This window comes from Streptomyces murinus, from assembly GCF_002154555.1.
Lineage (GTDB): Bacteria > Actinomycetota > Actinomycetes > Streptomycetales > Streptomycetaceae > Streptomyces > Streptomyces murinus.
In genome coordinates, this window is sequence record NZ_MUNF01000934.1 from 292 (window position 1) to 608 (window position 317).

The 317-nt window shown below is 72.2% G+C and carries 1 pseudogene; it reads left to right on the top strand.

Going from position 1 to position 317, the window contains the following annotated elements:
• A pseudogene (locus tag CCN72_RS36720) lies at window positions 1-317 on the top strand (PucR family transcriptional regulator); the annotation flags it as partial.

The following is a 317-nucleotide window of genomic DNA, read 5'->3' on the forward strand; positions in this document are numbered from 1 at the left end:
GCCCGCCCATGAGAGCGAGGTGACCCGCGCCATCGCCCGGGACATCGTGCGCCGGGGGCTGGCCGAGTCCGCGCTGGACTCCTATCGCGCGGGCGAAAGCGTGGCCGTGCGGGTGTGGACGCGGATCGCCTGCTCGCTCACCGGCGAGAACGCGGAACTCGCCGAGCTGCTCGATGTGTCCCTGCGCTCCATCTCCGACTTCGTCGACCGGACCGTCGCGGCCATGTCCGCGCAGATGAACGCCGAGCTGACGGAACTCACCAGCGGCACCCACGCCGAGCGCCGCGAGACCGTCACCCTGCTCCTGGACGGCGCGC